This window comes from Faecalicatena sp., assembly GCF_058819085.1.
In genome coordinates this window covers 151,997-172,985 of the sequence record NZ_JBZUUL010000027.1, presented here as the reverse complement: position 1 = coordinate 172,985, position 20,989 = coordinate 151,997, and the positions used below count along the sequence as shown (strand labels likewise).

Here is a 20,989-nt window from a genome sequence, read left to right as displayed (position 1 = left end):
CTTTCTCATCTATCAATAAGTTAAACTATTCGTTATAATCCTCACGGTATCTGGCAAGCATATCCTCTACCATCTGTTTGTCCTTTACTCCGCCTGTGGCACCGACATACTGGACAGAAACTGCTGCTGTGCAGTTTGCGTAAACCGCACAATCACGGAGATCTTTCCCCTCCAGAAGAGCAGATATGAAACCAGATGCAAAATTGTCTCCTGCACCGATCGTATCGATCGCCGTTACCCCTTTGCATGCCGGAACGATCATGGAACCTTCCGCATTACGGATATAACATCCACGTTTTCCGATCTTCATGACTACATTTTTCACACCGCAGCCATATAATACCTCAGCGACCTTTTCCTCTTCTGTCTCTCCGGTGAGTCCGCAGGCCTCCTCAAAGTTCGGGAAGAAATAATCCACATAGCTTAGCGCCTCTTTAATATCTTCCAGCTTTTCATTCAGCCTCGGTGAGACCATGTCTGCACAGATTATCATTCCTTCTTCCTTCGCCTTTGAGAAAACAGAAACTAATGCCTTATTATCAAACAAAGGATTGTTGAAGATACTTGCAAAAGAAAGTATCTTTGCATTCTTTAATGCGGATATATCCAGATCTTCATAACAGAACTTCCACAGACTTCCCTGGCGGTTCGTAATAAAAGTACGCTCTCCATCCTCAGCGACTAACCCTACATTAATAGAGGTCACCTTGTCGGGGTCCTGTTTGATATACGTGGTATCGATGTCATTGGCCTTACAGTGGTTTATTACAAACCATCCCGGCACGTCAACACCGATACAGCTCATAAGTCCGACCTTATGCCCAAGCCTTGTAATGATGGTAGACTCGTTCAATGCATCGCCCCCGATCGTCATTGAGATCCCGTCAACCGGATAGGACACCACGTCAAATACTTCCCTGCTCACCGGCCGCAGCGGCAGATCCACGATCGCTGCGCCGATAATGATCACATCCAATTTTCTATCCACTTTACTCATCAGCCCTTCCGTCATCACCGAATAATTTAATTTTGTACATCGCGCGTTCCTTGACCGCCTTTCTTACTTCACGCTGAACTGCCAGAAACGGCTCATCCTTGTGTGCGTTGACCGCCTCCATCGCAGCCTGGCAGAGCTCTGTATGAATATTGATCTTTGCGATTCCCAGTGAGATCGCTTTCTTAATATCCTCATCACCGATACCAGAAGCACCGTGCAGAACAAGAGGTACATCTACTTCACTTGCAACCTTCTCCAGTACATCGAAGGCTAATTTAGGTTCGGAAGAATAGACACCGTGTACATTTCCGATCGCGACAGCTAAAGAGTCGCATCCCGTTCTTTCAACGAATTCCTTAGCCTTTGAAGGATCCGTATACTGATAATCTGAAAGAGCCTCTTCGTAAACCGTCTCATTTCCAACATGTCCAAGCTCTGCCTCGACAGGTATGTTATAAGCGTGGAAATAATCAACACATCTCTTGATCTCAGCAACGTTTTCTTCAAAAGGAAGTGCAGAAGCATCACGCATAACAGAATTCATGCAGTGGTTCACTGCATTCTGCAGAATCGTCATATTACGTCCATGATCCCAATGCTCGATCACAGGAACTGATGCCTTTTTTGCCATGGAATCCATCATATAACAGAAGTCTTCAAAGGAAGTATTCCCTGTAAAACCTGTACCGAAGGAAATGATGATCGGAGCACGCAGCTCTTCCGCCGCATCGATGACTCCCATTAACATCTCTGCATTCCATACATTAAAGTGAGGAATCGCATAATGTCCTTCTCTTGCTTTCTTTTCCCAATATCTGATATCTGATAACATACTTTTTCTCCTTTTCTTCCTATTACTCAGCTACCTTTACAACACCCTTAACCATGTCATTCTTCTTGACCGGATCGATCGCTTCCATAAATGCGTTCTGTACATCTTTGTAGTCATAGATATTTGTAACCATTTCTTTTACATTGAACTTTCCTGTGGCAATTGCTTCAATTGTCTGAGGAAAATTATTGCAGTATCTGAATGCAGTCTGGATCGTTACTTCGCGGTTGATCTTAAGAAAATCGATCGGAACCGGCTGGGACTGTGTGCCAACCATCATGATCTTCCCGCCGCGGGCCACAATCTGTACCGCCTGCTGTGCAGTAAAGGCAGACCCTGCCGCCTCAAACACCAGATCAACACCGTGATCTCCATAAAGCTCACCTGACCGCAGTACTGCAACGGTATCCTGTTCTTTTCCATTGATCACTCTCTTTGCACCAAGCTTCTTTGCAAGATCAAGACGTTTCTGGATCACATCCACAACCGTGATGTCTGTTGCTCCAAGGCTTAAGCATGCCTGAAGGACCATCAGTCCGATTGTCCCGCCTCCGAGGATGACAATACTCTTTCCGACCTGTGCCCCGCCTAAGATCGCAGCATGCATGCCAACTGCAGCCGGCTCTACCAGTGCCCCTTCCAATGTTGTCATTCCTTCGGGGATATGATAAGTCCATTCCTCCGGGTGGGTCATATACTGTGTCAATGCGCCTTTATAATTTGGCTGCGTTGCCATAAAGTCTACTCCCGGGCATATATTGTAGCGCCCGCCGCGGCAGTATTCGCATGTATCATCCGGCACACCTGGCTCGATCAATACTTTATCACCCACTTTGAATTTTGTAACCTTGGCTCCAACGCCGACTACTTCACCTGCCACTTCATGTCCAAGTCCGATCTTCTGATTTGGATCTTTAGGCGGGATAAACGGCCCGAATTCAAATCCATGGATATCGGATCCACACATGCCTACATATTCAACCTTCATGAGAATCTCATGATCCTTCGGCTGGGGCATAGGACATTTTTGTATCTCAAATTGCTTTGGTGTCACTAAAATTGCTTCTGAATTATTCATACTGTAACCTCCTGTCTTAAATCCCGGTGTCCGGCCTTATACCAGACACCGAAGCTCTCGTTTAGTCAACGTTTCCAATATCCTCTACAGACTCTCCTCTGGTCTCAATACCTAAGAACAGAATGCTGACTGCTATAATGACTGCTACTACAGAGATCAGGATAAACACGCCGTTTGCCCCTACACTGTTTGCCACATATGTAACAAGGAACGGGAAGAAAATATTGCTGACACGTCCCATCGCATTACTGAATCCTGAACCGGACAATTTTGCTGATGTGGGCCACATTTCCGGTACATAGACTGCTGATGCATAGCACACGTACATATAGATCGCGGTGTTCAAAAGGAAGGTCCAAAGGATCAGCCCTCCCATAGAGCTCTGACGTCCTGTGATGATACCGAATACAGCCATGATGGCTAACAGTGCAACCCCCATTACTTTACGCGGAACCTTATCCATGATCAGGGATGCGATAAAGATTCCGAAAGGAGCGCCGAATAAGCCAAACATTGTCATAAACTGTGACTGAGAGGTATCAAATCCCAGCGATTTAAGCATAGACGGCATCCAGTTCATCAATGTATACTGAATGGTATTCATACCGATCAGTACGAGTGATCCAACGATCGTTCTCCTCAGCAGCTTCCCTTTAAACAATGCTGAATATGGAAGCTGTTTTACCTGTTTTGGCTCATCTGTCACCTCTGGAAGTGGTTTGCCTGTAGCAGCTTCAATCTCTTTTTCAATGCTTGTCATGATCGCATCTGCTTCCTCGATCCTGCCCTGTGCCTCTAACCATCTTGGTGATTCCGGAAACTTCTTGGCGATCAAGACACTTGCAATGATAGAAAGAACAGACGGGATCATGAACTGAATTCTCCAATTCAACGCATAACTGATACCTGTTGAAACAACTAACAGCGCAATACCATTGCAGATCGGGTGTGCCCAGTTTCCGATGAACGAAGTACGGCTTGACCATGTACCACGGTTTCTTCCAGGAACATACTCTGTAAATCCTGCAAAAAGAACTACCAAGAGTGCTCCAAGGCCAAGACCCTGGATCAATCTGAACACATACAATACATATACATTAGGTGAAGCTGCCCCGCCGATCATAGCGATGATGTGAATAATTTCATATAACAGGATACTTTTCTTACGTCCGATCTTATCTCCGATCGGTCCGCCGATCAATGCACCGAACAGCTGTCCTGCAGTATACGTTGTACTCCAGAGTGCTAAAAGCTTTGACCCCGGTTCCAGCCAGTGAATCTCGTTGAGCAGAATATTCTGCACGGCACCTCCGATTCCATTTGACCAGCATACCAAAAGTGCAAATGCTGTCACCAGCCACATTTTGATATGCCAGGATGAATTTGGCAGACGATCCAGTCTTGCGCCAATATTAACATTAGATTTTTTACCCATTCTCCTACCCTCCTGATATCCCTTGCGATACCATTTCTCATCTTCGTTTTTATTTTGTCTCTACTTTACTCTCCGCTTCCATGATCTCCCATGCCTTTTTGATATCTTTGCTTTTATTCCACAGGGCTGGAGGTCCCAGCACAACAACATCAGCTCCGGCATCATAAAGCGGTTGATATACCTCCCAGTTCATAGAGCCGTCTGCCTCGATCAAAAACTTCAGCCCCATCTCTGCACGCCACTGTACAAGTGTGCGTATCTTATCGTACATCTGTGTAATAACCTTCTGTCCGGCATACCCTGCATCTACGATCATGATCGTCACTTTATCAAGCAGCGGCAGATAATAGCGGATCGCCTCTAAAGGAGCTGCCGGGTTCAGAGCAATTCCGGCTTTACATCCCAGTGCTCTGATCTTATTGATCGTTACAAACGCATCGCTCTCAATGCAGTCCGTATGTGGCGTAATGTAAGCCGCTCCGGCCTCTGCACACGCTTCTATGTAATCCTGAGGGTGCTTCACCATGAGATGTGCATCCATCGGTGTGGTTACGTGGGGCTTTAAATATGCCATAAAGTCTGGCCCGATCCCAAAGGTTTTTACATAATTTCCATCCTTAATATCCATGTGCAGGAAGTCTGCCCTGGCATCAATAAACTTTACCTGTTCCTCCAGTTTAAATAAATCACAGCAGCCCATCGACGGCGCAACTAAAAGTCTGTCTCTCATTATATCCTCCATTAGTCAAAATCGTATGTCATGATTACCTTAATCGCTTCTTTAGAAGCCATTGCGTCAAATCCTTTTTCCCACTCGGAAAGACCCAGACGGTGAGTGATCATAGGCTGTACCTTAATTGCCCCGCTCTTAAGAAGACGGATCGCGTTTCTCCATGAGGTAGAATCATAAGCCATATGCCCGATAATGCTCTTGTTCCAGGAGGTGATATCATTGATAGAAAACTCCAGCGGCTTAAATCCCATTCCTACACGAACGATCTCTGCATTTGGCCTTGTCATCTCGATTGCCTGCTCCAGAGCAATATTAGCACCTGAGCATTCTATAACTAACCCAAGGTTGTCTCTTCCGCAGATTTCCTGACATCGCTTTACAACATCCTCTGTAGACCCGTTCACACAGTGTGTAGCTCCCAGTTCTTTTGCAACCCCAAAACGAACCTTTGTATCATCCTGCAGGCCGACCATTACGATGTTAACAGCTCCCATGATGTGGGCGATCTGTACTGAGAATAATCCAAGCGGGCCGGTACCGAATACGACAACATCCTGTCCGGGAAGCAGATGTGCCTGCTGCGCAATCGCTTTATATGCATTACAGATAGGATCAAGAACTGCCGCCTCTTCGTATTTCACACCTTCCGGGATCTCCCAGATCGCATGCTTATGGATTCTTAAAATCTCACCCGGGATCTTGCAGTACTTTGTGAAGCCTCCGCCCCAACGGTTGTTGTCAAGTCCAAGGTTCACCTTCTCCTCGCAGCAGAGGAAATCACCCTGCTCACAAGCCGGACAGACACCGCATACATGTCCGCTGTTGTCTGATACGATTCTCTGACCAACCTTCCAGTCTGTAACCTTTTCTCCTACTTTGACGATCTCACCTGCAAATTCATGGCCGCGTACTGAATTAAACTCATCTGAACCATTCTCTACCTTATAGTGCTTCATATCAGCTCCACAGATCGCTGCTGCTTTCACTTCTATAATAATGTCCTCTGGTCCGCATTCTGGTTCCGGGATATCGATCATCCTGTATCCACCAAATTCTTTTCCATATCTTGCTAATGCTTTCATTCTAGTACCTCCATACTTTCATTCTTTATACTGTTATTCTTCGGCCGAAAAGTAAGTGTTTTGTTTACCACTTGCTTTATGAGTACATAATACCTCGCATTTTCTTTTAAGTCAAACATTATTTCTGTGATTCACAGATTTTTATTACTGTTTCACAAATATATATTTCTTTTTTGTATATAATGACCAAGTATTTTTTTATTTCCCAACAAAAATTTTTGAAACACAGATTTTCACTCTTTCACTCAGATAAAAATAAACTCTGAATAAAAATGAATAAAGCCCAGATATACCTTACATGAAGTATATCTGGGCATTTCCATTTAGGATCTATATTATTAACCGGAACTTTTGTCCCAGCAGTGCTTTTTAATAGTTAAAAGGCGCTGAGTACTCTAAATAAGTACTCAGCGCCTTACAAGAATGCGGATGACAGGACTTGAACCTGCACGTCTGGGACACTAGATCCTAAGTCTAGCGCGTCTGCCAATTCCGCCACATCCGCATGTGAACATGTTGTATTTTAATACATCTGAGAGCATTTGTCAAATACTTTTTATCCTTTAAAGCTCCCTGAAATCCCATGACTTTAAATTCCGATACCACTCTTCCATGTCATCCTCCATACATTGGGGAATAGGGGCAGTAAATTCAATGTCCTTCTCGATCTCATCTACGATCTCATCCAAAAGTCCTCCGTAATCCCCCGCCAGTTCGTTAAACAAATTAATCAAGCAATAGCGTTCGCATATTTCAATGCATTTACTAAACATTTCTTTATCCATTTGTTTATTCATATATGCATCAAACTCTTCCTCTGTAGAAACGAGAAGAAAAAGGCTCTTTTCCTCTATATAGCGTCTTTCTTTTTCGGATAATGATTGTAACATCTCTAGCATTTTATTCTCCCTTATTACAATAATGTATGTATGTTATTATATGTATGCTAATACATGTACTTAAACACATGTTTTATACCATATATTATAAAATAAATATAATTAGGTTACAATACACTTATAAAATTTATCGAATAGGATGTTGTACTCATGAGTAGTAAAATAGAAATAAAATTAGAAGCATTAAGAAAGAAATATGGATTATCTAAAAATAAACTATGTTATAAGGCAGAAATACAATTTTCTCAGGTTCAAGCTTGGGAAAATAATGAAATTACAAGATGTGATTTTGATGTATTACGCAGATTATGTGACGTATTCTCGGAGCTGGACAATGACTTCAAAATCACCGATCTAATAGATTATATCAAAGAAGATGAAAAGACTGAGTAGGCACAAGGCTTACACAGTCTTTTTTACTTTGGTCAACTTTCTTTAAGAAAAAAATAACCGGGGAATCAATTTCCTCGGATACTTAAAAATTCATGAGCGTGCGGGGATTCGAACCCCGGACAACTTGATTAAAAGTCAAGTGCTCTACCACCTGAGCTACACGCCCGTATTCTATTAAACTCATCCTGCTTTGTCCAGGCTAAACTGGGCTAGCTGGATTCGAACCAGCGAATGCAGGAGTCAAAGTCCTGTGCCTTACCGCTTGGCGATAGCCCATTGAAGACTTATATCTGACACTGCTTTGCCAGTACTATAAAAAAAATAAAGGGTGGGTAATGGGACTCGAACCCATGATATCCAGAACCACAATCTGGCGCGCTAACCAACTGCACCATACCCACCACAACGAGCCTGGGGGGATTCGAACCCTCGACCTACGGCTTAGAAGGCCGTTGCTCTATCCAGCTGAGCTACAGACTCTTATGCAATTATCCCCTTGCTCTATATCCCACAGTCATCCTGTAGGAAAGCGGGTGATGGGAATCGAACCCACGTATCCAGCTTGGAAGGCTGGTGTTCTACCATTGAACTACACCCGCACTATCGGGGTGACAGGATTCGAACCTGCGACCTCCTGGTCCCAAACCAGGCGCTCTAGCCAAGCTGAGCCACACCCCGATGTTCTTTTGTTTATCACGCTCACCCGTGACGCAAGAATTATTATATCTTACACTTTGCAATATGTCAACAATTATTTTAATTTTTTTTACATTTTTTTCATGCAAGTCTCGGAACCCTTGATTTTACGCGGTTTTCGGCGAAAAAAAAGTCGTAAACCGAACCTTCATCCGAGATAAAATTGCTTGAATTTGGGATTTTCCCCCTCATTCAATTCCATGATCATATAGCTTCCTCTTCTTCCCTCCTGCCTCGGATATGAGACGCTGCCGGGATTCAGAAGTATGGTATCTTCTTTTTCTTCAAAATATGGCTTGTGGGTATGACCGAACATCACAATATCGGCACAACGTGCCTTTCCCTCTTCCCGGATATATTCCGGATCAAGAGATACATAATAGCTGTGTCCATGTGTGATAAATACTCTGTATTTACCGATATAAAATTCCTCTTCCCGCGGAAGATCGGAGAAGAAGTCATTATTTCCCCTTACAATATGCTTTTCACACTCTATGACCGCATTGAGATAGTCTTCTCCGCCCTCTACATCACCAAGATGGATAAACATGTCTATGTCCCCGGCAAGCTCTAAAATCTTGTCAAGATTCCCATGATTTCCATGTGTATCACTTACAATCAAAATTTTCATATGACCTACATCCTTGTTTCCAAAATTTTACGCATTGCGCGCAGGGCATTCCCGCGGTGGCTGAGTTCATTCTTCTGTTCAGGATCCATCTGTGCCGTTGTACATCCATATTCAGGTACATAAAAGATAGGGTCATATCCGAATCCATGATCCCCTATGATCTCATGCCCTATGATTCCCTCAATAGTCCCTCTGGCGGTCTCTACAGACCCATCCGGCAGCACAGCAGCGATCACACACACGAAACGTGCCGTCCTCTTTTCATCCGGTACCCCCTCCAGCTTGTCCAGAAGCATCTGATTCTTAATATCATATGAGGTATCTACCCCTGCAAACCGCGCCGAATAGATTCCCGGTGCTTTGTCCAGATAATCAATCTCCAGGCCGGAGTCATCTGCAAGTATAATATCATTCGGGAGCAGTTTCGCGATCGCAGAAGCCTTGATCACGGCATTCTCTTCAAACGTGGAACCGTCCTCCACGATATCGATATCAATTCCGGCCTCCTTCATCGAATAGATCGGAATCCCAAGATCTGCCAGGATCATGCGGATCTCTACCATCTTATTTTCATTCCCTGTTGCAAAAATAATTCTCTTTTCCATCTCTCCACCTTCTATTTCTTTGGTTTTGGAGGTCTAGGACCCATAAACTGGTAAAAATAGGTCTTGATCATCCCGTTATAGATCTTTCTGTTCTTATCTGCCTGTCTTCCAAAATATCTCTCCGCATCTTCGTAACTGGTGATCATATATGCTGACCAGCTGTCAAGCCTGCGGAAGCTTTCGCCAAAATCCCCATATAGCTGCGGCAGGACTGCCTTTTCTTCCAAACGTTCTCCATAAGGCGGATTTGTAATGATAAAACCATACTTCTTCGGATGTCTGAGGTCTCTTACATCACGCTGTTGGAAATGGATCATATGACCCACTCCTGCTTCCTCCGCATTCTGACGGGCTGCCTTCAATACCTCGGGATCAATATCGTATCCCTGGATATCAACCTCCACATCATCCTCGATCAGATCATTCGCCTCATCCACAGCATGATACCAGGCCTGCCGGGGCAGTATGTTCCCCCAGTCTTCTGCCAGAAAAGAACGGTTCATCCCTGGTGCGATCCTTGCCGCCATCATAGCAGCTTCTATTGGAAATGTCCCACTGCCGCAGAACGGATCGACCAGAACTCTGTCTTTATTCCAGGGCGTCAGCATGATCAAAGCCGCCGCCAGCGTCTCTGTGATCGGAGCTTTTCCCGCCAATTGGCGGTAGCCGCGCTTATGAAGGGAAACACCTGAGGTATCGATCCCCACTGTCACCATATCCTTCATCAAAAATACCCTGACCGGATAAGATGCCCCTTTTTCTTCAAACCACTTCATATGATAGTGCATCTTCAAACGCTCTACCATTGCTTTCTTCATAATGGACTGGATGTCTGACGGACTGAACAGCTTACTCTTCACAGAGGCCGCCTTTGCCACCCAGAACTTCCCATCCTTGGGGATATACTCCTCCCACGGGATTGCCTTTGTATTCTCGAAAAGCTCATCAAAGGTCTCTGCCTTAAAACAGCCCACCTTCAACAGGATCCGCTCTGCACTGCGCAAGAAAATATTTGCCCTGCAGACCGCCTCCTTATCCCCGTAAAATGTAACCCTGCCATCCTCTACCTGTGCGATCTCATATCCTAAGTCCTGTACTTCTCTTTTCAGTACTGCCTCCAGGCCGAAATGACAAGGTGCGATTAATTCTATTTTATCCATGAACGCCTCCATATGCGCAGTATACAGCTGCTAAATGCTCGTACATTTGCTGCACAGTAAATTATATGTATCATATTACTATAAATTTAGGACGTAGTAAAGCTGAACTTTACTACGTCCTAAATTGACCTTAGCCCTGTACCAAACTGACTTTTGTCGCGTACTTGTTAGAAAAAGTACTCTGATTAATAGTTGATGCTGCCGTTGTTGTAAGAATTCTTATTGTTGTTGTTATTGTTTGAGTTGCTGTTTGATGTTGTGTTGCTTGTAGAATTCTTATTGGAATTCTTGTTAGAATTCTTGTTGTTGTTCTGGTTATTGTTGTTCTGGTTGTTGTTATTCTGGCTCTGTACATCTGAATAAGAGTTAGAATAAGAGTTGTTGTTTGAGTTCTTTGAAGAACTGTTTGTGTTTGCGTTTCTGCTTGCGTTATTGTTGTTTGAGTTGTTGTTATTGTTTGACATGAGTGTTCCTCCTAGGAAAATTTATTTGGTACACTCATATTATGTCATCCCGCTTTCTTTTTTATTCACTTTTTACAAAACCAAGAATTTCATTTTATTTAATATTTTTTTTATTTTTGCTTGCTTTTTCCAATTTCATATATTATACTTATCATTGTAGAAAGGTTACTTTCTACAACCCCTTATTAATTATTTATACTCCCCTCAAAAGACCGATGGCTCCCCCATCGGTCTTTTACTTTCCAAATTTTTCCATTTTTACCAAAATTCCGACTTTTTTGCACTTAGATACAAAAACACCGGCCTCTCATGCGCCAGTGTTTTCTTTCGTTAAATTTACAATATTTTATTATAATCATGCCATAGTTCTCACCAGGGACATATCCGGTTAACTTCTTTCTCAGCCCCGCCTGTTCCCGATCACACGGAACACGATCATAATGATCAGTATCGGTACCAAGATCGGCGCCACCAGCCTGATCACACCCGTAACGATGGCAAATATAGCCACAATGACCATAATGATCCCCAGGACTAAAAGCAGCTTCTTCCACCATGTATCCAGACCGAAGGAGCGCACATAAGGGTTTTTCTCTGTAGTGTGTCCCCTTTCGCTCTCATAGCCGCCATACGTGCCGCTGCCGGCCTCATATACAGTCGACTGGTCCGTACCGTCCGCCGCATCGATCACCGTGCGCGCGAGGATCCACGGATCTCCCAGCATGGCCAGTACTTCCTCCTCGCTCTTCCCCTTCTGTATCTCATCCATAATATATTGGTTATAGAACTCTACATTTTCCTGCACGATCCTGCCGGACAGATCATTTTCCAGCGCCTTACGCAGTTCTGCCAAGAATTCGTTTCGCGTCATTTTTGTATCCTCCTAAAAGATTCTTCACGATCTCACTCTGTTTCATAAGATATCCACATTTCCTTCCTTTTATCAACAATCTCCGGGAATATTCCCCACATATGATATAAAAAGGAACCTTGCACTTAGAATACCATAATCTATGGCACATTCCAAGTACAAGGTTCTTAAATTTTCCTTATAATTATCTAAGGGATTACAGTTCACTCGTCTGTTATGGGGCAGCAGATTTGTGCCTGCACAAGAATCTGCTGCCCCATAACAGACGCAGGGAGCGCCAGTTTATGAGCAAAAAGAGCCGTGAAACGGCGAGGAAGCATCGGAGATGCGTTTTGCGAATGGCGCGCGTGAATTGTAGCTCTAAGAGTTACAGTTCTTTTAAAAGTTCTGTCAGATACAGCCACATATGGGAAATGGATTCCTTAGAAACCTTTTCCTTAGTAGAATGTACGTCAAAGAGGTCCGGCCCGGTCGAGATAATATCCATTCCCGGTTTCTTATCATCCCAATACCCGCATTCTAATCCGGCATGGATTGCCGCCACCTCTGCCTTTTTGTCAAATAATTTTTCATATAATGCAATCGCAGTGTCGCGAAGCGGTGACTCTTTCCGATACTGCCAGCCCGGATAGTCACTCTCGAAAATACAGGTGTCACAGTACTCATCTGCTATGATCTGTATCTTATCTCTGAGCATATATTTCTGTGATGCCACAGAACTTCTAAGGGACATCAGAAGTGTTAATTTACCATCCTCCAGGGTGAGTGAACCCAGATTCATGGAAGTCTCAATCAGCCCTTCTATGGCGAAGGAATAACCTGCTACACCATATGGAAGCAGCATCAGGCTATTGCAGATCTCCGCCTGATATTTCTCTGTATACACCTCTGCACCCGTCACAGCCTTGCCATCTTCGATCTCAAAGCTGATAGAATCAGTATACTGCAGCTCTGTCTGAAATGTCTTTTCCACTTCTTCCAGTTTTTTCTTCACTGCACCTAAATCTTCCGGCTTCACAAAAAGGCACACACTTCCGTTATTAGCTATTGCATTGGCCTTACCAGGTGCATCTAACGCATTGATACGCACCGGAAGCTCTTTTAATAAGTAGAGCAGCCTTCCCAGAAGCACGATAGAGTTACCCAGCCCCATACCGATGTTGATGCCTGAATGCCCGCCTGCAAGACCTTTAAAAGCGACTTTCAGGGGAATCCTATCTTCTTCGAGACGCTCTGTCTCCAGGTTCCAGATCATCCGGCATCTCAATCCTCCGGCGCAGCTTGTATAGAAGATTCCCTCCTCCTCGGAATCCAGATTAATGAGCCTGGTTCCCCTCAAAGAGGAAATGTCGATCAGATCCGCTCCGATCAATCCGACCTCTTCCTTTACAGTAAAGACAATTTCCAGGTCAGGATGCTTAAGATCTTCGCTGTCCAGGAGCGCCAGGCAGTATGCGATTGCAATTCCATTGTCAGAGCCAAGAGATGTTCCCTCTGCAAAATAGTACTCATCATCCTCTTTTACTTCGATCCCATCCTCATATCTATGGTCACTGTCATTCTCTTTTACATAAACCATATCCAGATGCCCCTGTAGAATGACCGGATCTTTGGCACCTTCAGTGGTAGCAGGTTTTCTGATAATCAGATTATAATTCGCATCCTGTGTCACATCCAGCCCTCTGGCCCTAGCAAAATCGGCAATATAATCACTGATCGCCTTTTCATCTCCGGATGCTCTTGGGATGGAACAGACCTTCTTAAAATAAGAAATCACTTTTTCTACATCAACCATAATACTTTTGTTCTCCTACATAAACATCTTAATCAAGCTTGAGAAGAAGCTGAATAATCCATCTCCTGCGATCAAGCCTGCATCACGGCAGTTCATGAATTCATCACCGATGATCTTGCGGATGATAACTGCAACTACTACACCGATACCATAGATCGGATTGTTGATCAGAAGTCCTGTCGCCAGCAATACACCAAACATGTACTTTCTGCCGATGATCTGAATGACCGCACCCGGGATTGCCCAAATTGCCAGTTCCTTCAAAAGCGCCATATTACTTCCCATCTGTGCTGTCGTAGCAAACACAGTACTTGTTGCAGGAATCAGACCGTCTTTCAGAGTCATGTCTGCGAAAAAGATTACAACAACGATTCCGATAAACGCACCGAGCATCTCGATGAATACCTGCTGTTTTCTTCCGTAAACCTCATGTTCTGGATTCTTGCTTTTTCCGCGGATGATCCAGCCTGTCTTTAAGTCATATCCCATATCTGCAAAGCACGGTCCTACTGAGCTGATGTATCCTGTCAGAACTGCGACTGCAACCGGTGGGAATCCCATCAGCACACCGATCGTCATAAATATAGTAGTAACCGCAAATCCCGGAAACCATCCGGAATACATTGCAGCTTTTCCGATGATGATCATGGAAGCGACAGATGCAAATGCCGTCCAGATTACCCAGAGCACCATCTTTGCCGGTGACATTCCTGTAAAGATGCCGCAGATCACGCCCACGAAAATACCACCGACTACGTGGGTAGCCAATGCAACGATCAATGTTCCTCTTGTCTTTGTACTCGAAACAGTCAGGCCCTCTTCCAGTTCCTCTTTTGCCGCCTTTGACTTCTTGGCCTTAGAAGAGCTCTGATATATGGAAACAACGGACTGTACCAGCGCGATCAATCCTGCTCCGACCATAAATCCCTGTGGGATACTTGTGCTCCCCAGGTCAAATCCTGTCAGCGGTGCACAGTAGCCGCGGATCAAAAGACCGATGCCAAGTGCCAGCATGGATACGATATTTGCGATAAATACGATACCAACGGCACCGACAGGAAGTTTGAAGATACTGCCCACGATACCCACTACAATACCCTGGATGACACGTTTCGCCTTATCTCCGCCTTCGTCTCCCGCTTCCAGAACCTCTGCCGTAGCCACGCCGGGTGCCCACGCCTCTCTTGCCGGAAACAGTGGAGAATCAAATAATGACCCGACCGTATAGACTGAGATCACAGTTCCAAAGATACATCCGACTGCCATCGGAAGGATCGCTTTCGTCTCACCCATAACAAACAGGATCGCAACTGCGACAAACGCACAGTTAGCCGCTGAAAACCCTGCACCTGATACGATCGTCTGAATATAGTTCTGCCTCTCCAGGCTCTTAAACCTTCCGAACATCGACATCGGAATCTTAGAAACCAGCATTGCAAATACCGCACCTAAGATCGAGGTGTTGGCCGATACACCAACCTTTCCCATGATCTGCATGCAGATGATACCTGACAGGACTGCCAGGATAGAGCCAAAAATAATGGTTGCAGGCTCTGAAAAGCGGATCTTTTCAAATGTGGACTTTCCATCCTTTGCTTTCTTCTCTTCCATATTTTCCACCTTAATCCCTTCCTCTATAAAGAAAAAAGTACCCAGCAGGAAAATCTGGGTACTCTTTTTTCAAAGTTTTTAATACCCTGCTACTCCCATTTTCTTACAGATTGCAGCTAACTCTGGATCAACATATTTCCCATTCTCCTCGATAGCAACTCCGTCCAGGATAATAGAAGGTTTAGAAACAACGCCGTCTGTATGTGATGCCGCTGTCCAGTAACTTCCTCGGATCATCTTGCCCTGGCTGCCGATACCGAATTCCATACAGCCAAAGATTCTTTCGTCTTCAACGATACGCCCTGTTGCTTTACTTACTCCCGGGTTAAATCCTAAGGAATAGTGAGCAAGACGGAACATATTCGGATCATCGAAGGAATGCAGCCATGCGCTGAATCTTTCTGCATCCTTGCCGCCTTCAATCTTTGTTACAACTCCATTTTCAAGTGTCAGTTCTACATTGCCGGACAGGATTCCCATATCAGTCGGCGGGAAGATCGCCGCATCAAATACCAGTTTTCCGTTGATTGTCTCTTCGATCGGGCACCAGCTGATCTGTCCGCACATCATGAACGGATATCCTTTGAAGGTAGCCAGCTGTCCTGAGTGGCGGACAGGTCTGCCTTCGTTCTTTGCTGTCAGATATGTACCGTTCTCATCTTTGATAATGATGTCGTTGGCAGCTTCCATCTTTGCCTTGAGAGCCTCACCGAGCTCTACAACGCTTGCAACATCTACCCTGCCGATGCAGTTAACGATCATTGTCACGTCCATGCCTGTCAGGTTGATATAGCGGCATCCGAAATCAATTGCTTTTCTCCAGGATTCACACAGCATGATAGAGGAATAGGATAATTCAATCCACACATCTGCCACTGCTACTGCATTTCCAAGTGGAGCGATCGGTTCTGCATATGCTTTCTCATTCGTCGGAACGTATACAAGTACCGGGTTAGCGCCTACGATATAAGCTGCATTCATGATCGCATCCAGAACTCTTTTGTCTGTGGATGTATCACCTGTAACAACAACATTTTCACCAGGTTCTACCAGCATCATTTCTTTTACAAGCTTGTATGCTGCCTTGCTCACCTCATAAGATAAATAATCCGGTGACATTTCAATTCCAATTGGGTATTCCATAATAAGATCCTCCTTCTTTTTGTACCACATTTCTTTCGGACTTTTTCGGAAAGTCCTTTATTTGTCTTGATAATATCATAAAATTCTTTTAAAATGAAATCACATTATTTTATAGCCTAATAAGTTCCGATTATACGGATAGTTAGCAGAAAATTCAGAAAGGAGTTGTTTGAAATGTTAGATTTAAAATTAGATACCTTCCTGACTTTATGCGAGACTAGAAATTATACAAAAACGGCCAATCTGCTGAATATCACGCAGCCCGCTGTCACACAGCATATCAAGCACCTGGAGGGGTACTATGAGACAAAGCTTCTGTATTATGACGAGAAGCGCCGTCTGCACCTTACAGAACACGGAAAACTGCTGCGTGCATATGCACAGACGGTCAAGGCCGATTCCCTGATTATTGAGAGGAAATTAAGGACGCCTGTAGATGAGCCCGATGAATTGAGGCTCGGCACCTTAACCACCACAGGGGAATCTCTGGTTCCGCATATGGTAGCCGAATACCTGAAACATTATCCTGATAAGAAGGTCAGTATGTACCTCGGCGAGGCAGATGCACTTTTGCAGCAGCTAAAAACAGGGCGGATACAGCTGTGCATCATAGATACATACTGCCCGCCCCTCGAATTCGAGAGTTATGAACTCTTTGAAGCCGATACGATCTGCATCTGTTCCCCTTTACATCCATTAGCGGGAAAGACCGTTGATTTCAAAGAGTTAAATGATTACCGTTTGATTTTCCGTGAGAATGATACGAATTCCCATCGCAATCTGATGCAGATACTGCATACGCATAATCAGGATATCAATAATTTTAGATCCTATGTAGAGATCGGTACGATTAATTCGGTACAGAAAATGGTTATGGAGAATATAGGAATCTCCTTTATCTACCATTTTGTTGCACAGAAGAACTTAGATAACGGTCTTTTAAGCCAGATCCATATCCGTAATTTTTCTTCTCACGCAATGTTTAACTTCGTCTGGCTGAAAGACAGCTTTTTTGAACCTGTAAACAGACAGTTTTTAGATGTCTGCAGAGAAGTATTAGCTTCCTCATACTTTCACGCCTAAAACGATCCTGTAATTTGCCCCTTTTGGGTGAGTCTTTTTTAGGCATTCACCAGCCCGCCAGGTATCCTCGCCGGAAATCCGTCCTGCTAAGCAGGAACGGCTTTCCGGCGATAGAGAAAAAACTGATCCGTAAACTCTTTTCTTATTCGTAATCTGCAATTCCCAGCTTCTTACAGTAGGAAATACAGGTTTCCTCTTTATAGATTCCATTCTCCTCAAGAATTTCCCCATCCAGGATGATCGTCGGCTTAGATACCACCCCGTCTGTATGGGAAGCGGCATCCCAGAAAGCCCCCATCAGGCTCGCTCCCTGGCTTCCAATCCCAAATTCGATACAGCCGAAGATCCTCTCATCCTCTACGATCCTGCCTGTCGCTTTTTGTACACCGGGATTAAATCCGATGGAATAATGTGCCAGACGGTACATATTAGGATCTTCAAAGGAAGCCAGCCACTTCTGAAAGATTTCTGCCTGGACACCGCCTGTAATATCAACCACTCTTCCTTCTTTTAATTCAAGTCTTACTGGTTCCCTTAGCAGCCCGATCTCGCTCGGCGGGAACAGTGCCGCATCAAATACAAGGGTCCCCTCTATGGTCTCTTCTACCGGACACCAGCTGACTTGTCCGCCTAACATGACAGGATAGCCCTTTTTCGTAGCAAGCTGTCCCGAATGCTTCACCTTTCGCCCTTGATTATAGGCCTTCAAATTGGTTCCGTTTGCGTCGCGGACAATGACCTCATTGGAAGCCTGTACTTTTTGGGTCAGATATTCGCCGAATTCAACGAGCACGTCATACTTCACACGACCTACTGTATTGACCAGCATAATGACATCCATTCCGCACAGACATGTGTATCTCGCCCCGTTGGCGATCGCCTTCTGGAAGCATGGGGAATGCATGACACAATAGTAAGCAAATTCGATCCATACATCTGCCACCGCAACTGCATTGGCAATCGGCGGGTACGGCTCTTCAAACGCCTTTCCTGTGGTGGGGTATTTTATCATCACCGGGTTAGCCCCGATGGTATACGCTGCCCCCATCACTGCATCGACCACCCGCATATCTGTGGAGGTATCTGCCGTTATCACGACAGTTTCTCCGGGTTTTACCAACATGACATCCCTGACCAGCTTCATTGCTGCTCTCTGCACTTCATAAGACAGATAAGAATCTGTCATTTCAATCCCGATTGGGTATTCCATATTTATCACGCCTTTTCTTTTTTATTTTCTACTCAAACATTCCTTTTGTAAATTTATCAGGAGCAGATTTTGCTTTGATCTTCATAGCCACATAGTATACGATACCTGTGATCAGAAGTGACTGAAGGGGAGGGATCCCGACCTTCACTACATATGTCGTCACATAGCCCACCGCTGTTCCGATCACCATTGCGATCGTTGCCATGAAGTTCCATCCCAGCTTATCTTCCCATTTCTCTTTTCTTGCAAAGAAGTCTACAAACATGACTCCCGCGATCGCCGGATACAAAAGTGCCGCCAGACTTAACAGATCCTGGAAATGCTCCAGAATTCCCCACAGAGAAAGAATAATCGATAAGATCGTCCCCACCAGTGTCACGGTTGCTCTTCCTTTGTTGGATGTTACATTTAAGATATTCGAGAAAGAAAGTCCCATGGTGTAGTTATTCACTAACTGACTGGTCCAGGATGCCAGCCAGAGCACGATGAATCCCCAGACCGGGAAGCCAAGATTCTGCATAACAGCCACGATATCTGCCGTCCCGTTGCCTGCTGCCATAATAGCTCCGATAAAAACAAGCGGGATACCGATTGCAATGATCCCAAGAGGAATTAAGACGTTATCCTTCCATTTCGGCTTTGCGTACCTTGTATAATCCGCTGCAATTACAAACTGCGAAACATTCATACCTAAGAGCATGGTAACTCCTGCAGCAAACGAAATATCTCCTGAACCCTGATAGTTCACGATATTTCCCCATCCGACATTTTTCAATGCAAGATAGATCCCTGCCACGCATAAAAGCAGTCCACACGGCACTGCAAGATAATCCGTCCATTTCATAGAGGAATATCCGATGATGGATGGCACTGCAAATAAAATCCCGACGATAATGGTTACGATCGCCCATGCGATCCTGTTTGCCGTATAATCAATGCCCAGAATCACGCAAAGCGCATTTCCCGTCACGGATGTCTGGATGGCCCACCAGCCCATGCTGATGACACCGATCACCAGTGCAATGATAAACTTTGCCTGTTTATCTCCAAACCCCTGACGTGCGATAACAGACGATGACAGCCCTGTCTTAGCCCCTATGTACCCGCTTAACGTGTTGCCTCCCCAAGTCAGTACCAGGAATGTAAAAAGTACGACCGGGATCATTCCTTTGATCCCGAATGCTCCGATCAATGTAGCTCCGATCATCAGAATCGGCACACAGAATTCAAGCCCGCCGAAGATCACTGCCGGTGTGATCCAGCTCTGTCTTTGGTCAAGCGGGACCGGTGTCATCGGTTCATCTACGATCACTGTTTTCTCTTTTTTCTCACTGCCCATGTTCCTTCCTCCTCATACCCTCTTCTTTTATAAATTTTGATAAACTTCATACCGTTTCATATTTCTCCATGGGATTCCTTTTCTGGCTTCTTTCAGCTTCTCCTTTTCTAATACCACCCTGGCATAAGCCTCATCTGTTGTTGTGAGCCGTACTAAAGTGCTGCCATCCGGGTTAGATACCGTCGTATTGCCACAGTACTGCACATCCCCACAAGCCCGGTTCAGTGCAACCGTGTATACCTGATTCTCTGCCGCACGCATCTTGCTGCAGGTGGTAAACAAATCTTCCCAGCCTGCTCCCCACGCACTCGGATAAATGATGATCTCCGCGCCCTTTTTCTGTGCTAACGGCGTTGATATCTCCGGAAAGCCATAATCTGCACAGATCAAAAGACCAACATTCCACCCCTTGAAAGGGACCGTAACTAATTCCCCGCCCTTGTCAAAAAAGTCATTTTCGGTATCCCACAGATGGATTTTTCTGTACTTTCCGATCATCTCCCCTTCTTCGTCCCAGATGCAGACCACATCATAACGCCTGTCCCCTTCTGACATCTGAATCCCTGCCAGAATCGCAATATGGCAGTCAGCCGCCATGGCAGAAAAGAAGTCAGCCTCCTCATTTGAGAGTGCTGCTTTTTCAAAATCATAACCACTGATACATAATTCAGGAAAACATAACAGATCAATATCATCTGCCGCATAATGCTGTACAAGCTTCTGGATTCTCTTGCAGTTCTCTTCAATCTGTCCCTCGAGGACGGACATCTGGACAAGACCAAGCTTTAACATTATTTTTCCCTCCTTTCCTCTTTCGTTTTTTTGTTTTTGTCTTTCATTAATTTTTATAGTACCATAATTTTCCTTTATAATGAAATCACGTTATCTTATAGTGCAATAAGTTGGAGTTATAGGGTATAATTTTCTTATAT

General features: G+C 44.7%; 20 protein-coding genes and 7 tRNA genes. 2 read left to right on the top strand and 25 right to left on the bottom strand.

The annotated features are described in order from the left end of the window. Positions 1-25: 25 nt before the first annotated feature. The 8 genes from AC4OGX_RS14545 to AC4OGX_RS14510 all read right to left on the bottom strand — a co-directional run bounded on the left by AC4OGX_RS14545 (position 26) and on the right by AC4OGX_RS14510 (position 7,056). Positions 26-997 (bottom strand): carbohydrate kinase family protein, encoded by a 972-nt coding sequence (locus AC4OGX_RS14545; RefSeq protein WP_493331296.1) that lies wholly within the window; start codon positions 995-997, stop codon positions 26-28. Continuing rightward, on the bottom strand, positions 990-1,829 hold the full coding sequence (locus AC4OGX_RS14540; protein ID WP_493331295.1) for a class II fructose-bisphosphate aldolase: 840 nt from the start codon (positions 1,827-1,829) through the stop codon (positions 990-992). Before AC4OGX_RS14540 ends, AC4OGX_RS14545 begins: the two co-directional genes overlap by 8 nt. 22 nt (positions 1,830-1,851) lie before the next feature. Next, positions 1,852-2,907 (bottom strand): NAD(P)-dependent alcohol dehydrogenase, encoded by a 1,056-nt coding sequence (locus AC4OGX_RS14535; protein ID WP_493331294.1) that lies wholly within the window; start codon positions 2,905-2,907, stop codon positions 1,852-1,854. Positions 2,908-2,968: 61 nt separating this feature from the next. Beyond that, the gene (locus AC4OGX_RS14530; protein ID WP_493331292.1) at positions 2,969-4,342 is read right to left on the bottom strand and encodes an MFS transporter; all 1,374 of its coding nucleotides are present in this window, start codon (positions 4,340-4,342) and stop codon (positions 2,969-2,971) included. A 49-nt stretch (positions 4,343-4,391) separates the two neighbouring features. After that, positions 4,392-5,072, bottom strand: a complete 681-nt coding sequence (locus AC4OGX_RS14525; RefSeq protein WP_493331291.1) for a beta/alpha barrel domain-containing protein — start codon at positions 5,070-5,072, stop codon at positions 4,392-4,394. Positions 5,073-5,083: 11 nt separating this feature from the next. Then, positions 5,084-6,157, bottom strand: coding sequence for a zinc-binding dehydrogenase (locus AC4OGX_RS14520; protein ID WP_493331290.1), 1,074 nt, complete (start codon positions 6,155-6,157; stop codon positions 5,084-5,086). 424 nt (positions 6,158-6,581) lie between these two features. Then, positions 6,582-6,662 (bottom strand) — tRNA-Leu (locus tag AC4OGX_RS14515). A gap of 58 nt (positions 6,663-6,720) precedes the next feature. Then, positions 6,721-7,056, bottom strand: a complete 336-nt coding sequence (locus tag AC4OGX_RS14510; protein ID WP_493331289.1) for a hypothetical protein — start codon at positions 7,054-7,056, stop codon at positions 6,721-6,723. 150 nt (positions 7,057-7,206) lie between these two features. Between AC4OGX_RS14510 and AC4OGX_RS14505 the strand changes: the two genes are divergently transcribed. Further along, positions 7,207-7,449 (top strand): helix-turn-helix domain-containing protein, encoded by a 243-nt coding sequence (locus AC4OGX_RS14505; protein WP_493331287.1) that lies wholly within the window; start codon positions 7,207-7,209, stop codon positions 7,447-7,449. Positions 7,450-7,542: 93 nt separating this feature from the next. Here AC4OGX_RS14505 and AC4OGX_RS14500 read toward each other — a convergent pair. From AC4OGX_RS14500 to AC4OGX_RS14435, 14 genes are all read right to left on the bottom strand, one after another. Then, positions 7,543-7,615, bottom strand: a tRNA-Lys gene (locus AC4OGX_RS14500). A gap of 38 nt (positions 7,616-7,653) precedes the next feature. Then, a tRNA-Gln gene (locus tag AC4OGX_RS14495) sits at positions 7,654-7,725 on the bottom strand. 51 nt (positions 7,726-7,776) lie between these two features. Further along, positions 7,777-7,850, bottom strand: a tRNA-His gene (locus AC4OGX_RS14490). Between the two features lie 5 nt (positions 7,851-7,855). Continuing rightward, positions 7,856-7,929, bottom strand: a tRNA-Arg gene (locus tag AC4OGX_RS14485). A gap of 48 nt (positions 7,930-7,977) precedes the next feature. Beyond that, positions 7,978-8,048: transfer RNA gene (locus AC4OGX_RS14480), tRNA-Gly, on the bottom strand. A 4-nt stretch (positions 8,049-8,052) separates the two neighbouring features. Continuing rightward, positions 8,053-8,127, bottom strand: a tRNA-Pro gene (locus AC4OGX_RS14475). Positions 8,128-8,293: 166 nt separating this feature from the next. Then, positions 8,294-8,776, bottom strand: a complete 483-nt coding sequence (locus AC4OGX_RS14470; protein WP_493331286.1) for a metallophosphoesterase family protein — start codon at positions 8,774-8,776, stop codon at positions 8,294-8,296. A 5-nt stretch (positions 8,777-8,781) separates the two neighbouring features. Continuing rightward, the gene (locus tag AC4OGX_RS14465) at positions 8,782-9,381 is read right to left on the bottom strand and encodes an XTP/dITP diphosphatase (RefSeq protein WP_493331285.1); all 600 of its coding nucleotides are present in this window, start codon (positions 9,379-9,381) and stop codon (positions 8,782-8,784) included. An 11-nt stretch (positions 9,382-9,392) separates the two neighbouring features. After that, on the bottom strand, positions 9,393-10,541 hold the full coding sequence (locus AC4OGX_RS14460) for a THUMP domain-containing class I SAM-dependent RNA methyltransferase (protein ID WP_493331283.1): 1,149 nt from the start codon (positions 10,539-10,541) through the stop codon (positions 9,393-9,395). A gap of 185 nt (positions 10,542-10,726) precedes the next feature. Beyond that, the gene (locus AC4OGX_RS14455; RefSeq protein WP_493331282.1) at positions 10,727-11,005 is read right to left on the bottom strand and encodes a hypothetical protein; all 279 of its coding nucleotides are present in this window, start codon (positions 11,003-11,005) and stop codon (positions 10,727-10,729) included. A 400-nt stretch (positions 11,006-11,405) separates the two neighbouring features. Further along, entirely contained in the window at positions 11,406-11,876 is a 471-nt protein-coding gene (locus tag AC4OGX_RS14450) for a DUF1700 domain-containing protein (protein ID WP_493331281.1), read from the bottom strand. Positions 11,877-12,243: 367 nt separating this feature from the next. After that, positions 12,244-13,671, bottom strand: a complete 1,428-nt coding sequence (gene pepD, locus AC4OGX_RS14445; protein WP_493331280.1) for a beta-Ala-His dipeptidase — start codon at positions 13,669-13,671, stop codon at positions 12,244-12,246. A 15-nt stretch (positions 13,672-13,686) separates the two neighbouring features. Then, the gene (locus tag AC4OGX_RS14440) at positions 13,687-15,282 is read right to left on the bottom strand and encodes an OPT/YSL family transporter (protein ID WP_493331279.1); all 1,596 of its coding nucleotides are present in this window, start codon (positions 15,280-15,282) and stop codon (positions 13,687-13,689) included. A 78-nt stretch (positions 15,283-15,360) separates the two neighbouring features. Further along, positions 15,361-16,425, bottom strand: a complete 1,065-nt coding sequence (locus AC4OGX_RS14435; RefSeq protein WP_493331278.1) for a 2,5-dihydroxypyridine 5,6-dioxygenase NicX family protein — start codon at positions 16,423-16,425, stop codon at positions 15,361-15,363. A 174-nt stretch (positions 16,426-16,599) separates the two neighbouring features. On the opposite strand from AC4OGX_RS14435, the gene AC4OGX_RS14430 reads away from it, so the two are divergent. Then, entirely contained in the window at positions 16,600-17,508 is a 909-nt protein-coding gene (locus tag AC4OGX_RS14430; protein WP_493331277.1) for a LysR family transcriptional regulator, read from the top strand. A 142-nt stretch (positions 17,509-17,650) separates the two neighbouring features. Here AC4OGX_RS14430 and AC4OGX_RS14425 read toward each other — a convergent pair whose 3' ends face one another. The 3 genes from AC4OGX_RS14425 to AC4OGX_RS14415 are packed head-to-tail and all read right to left on the bottom strand — an operon-like array spanning position 17,651 to position 20,849. Beyond that, complete coding sequence (locus AC4OGX_RS14425; RefSeq protein ID WP_493331275.1) at positions 17,651-18,718, bottom strand: aminopeptidase; 1,068 nt, start codon at positions 18,716-18,718, stop codon at positions 17,651-17,653. A gap of 28 nt (positions 18,719-18,746) precedes the next feature. Beyond that, positions 18,747-20,057: a cytosine permease gene (locus AC4OGX_RS14420; RefSeq protein WP_493331274.1), complete on the bottom strand. Its 1,311-nt coding sequence runs from the start codon at positions 20,055-20,057 to the stop codon at positions 18,747-18,749. A 27-nt stretch (positions 20,058-20,084) separates the two neighbouring features. Continuing rightward, positions 20,085-20,849 (bottom strand): carbon-nitrogen hydrolase family protein, encoded by a 765-nt coding sequence (locus tag AC4OGX_RS14415; RefSeq protein ID WP_493331273.1) that lies wholly within the window; start codon positions 20,847-20,849, stop codon positions 20,085-20,087. Positions 20,850-20,989 lie beyond the last annotated feature (140 nt).